We start from the raw sequence: 846 nt of genomic DNA on the forward strand, positions 1-846 counted from the left end.
ACAGTTGGAGACGCATCTAATTTAGAATTGGTGTTATGTAAATCATCTACCCCTTTTTTTAGATCCACCTGTTTTCCTTCTGCTTTTAAAATGGTATCAATGATTTTCTTTCCTTGGTCTTCCCACATTGTACCGAACATCTTCGTGCCAAGTACATTTCTGTCTGTTGCATTTTCAACACCAGCCAAAGCCTTGGTGGCTTCAAGCATCGCTTTTTGTCCATTTTCACCGCCACCAGCAATTGCCTGACCCCATTTTTCAAACTGATCTGCCGAAATCTTTGTTTTATCTAAAACCTCTTTCATAGATTTATCTACACCAGCACCAAACTCAGCCATCTTAATACGGCCTTCTTTGACTCCATCTAGAAGGTTATCGATATTCCAACTTTTCGTATCGATTCCTGCAGATAGGATCCCTTGGACTTCTTTAGCTGAAAATCCAGCTTGAATCATCTGGTCCCCGTATTCGGCAATAATATCTAATTGTTCAGGTGGAAATCCAGTTTTTAGTAAGGTATTAACTAAACCTAACGCTTCTTCGTTCGTAATCCCTAGCGTTGCACCAATTTCGTTTGCTTCTTGTATTAATTCATTAAAATCAATACCTGCATATGTGGAAGCAATTGTTGCAGCACCTTTTACAATTGCAGCATTCGCTTCGTCAGAAGCATCTTTATTGAGCGCCCATTGTCTCCGTGTTCCTTCCAAGGCTTCTTCAACATCTACACCGTAAGTTGTGACGCTTCTCACTGCGTCTTCAACTGACCTTTTAGATGACTCTGGCACTTCAAAAGATACATCAATTTTTGTTTTCAACTTTGACATATCCATCGATTTTTCAATC

1 pseudogene is annotated in these 846 nt (G+C 39.7%); it reads right to left on the reverse strand.

The window, feature by feature from the left end:
* Positions 1-846: pseudogene (locus ACQGS6_RS29355) on the reverse strand (hypothetical protein); the annotation flags it as partial.

Source organism: Bacillus sp. GMs2/2 (assembly GCF_050172095.1).
In the GTDB taxonomy this organism is placed as follows: Bacteria; Bacillota; Bacilli; order Bacillales; family Bacillaceae_G; genus Bacillus_A; species Bacillus_A cereus.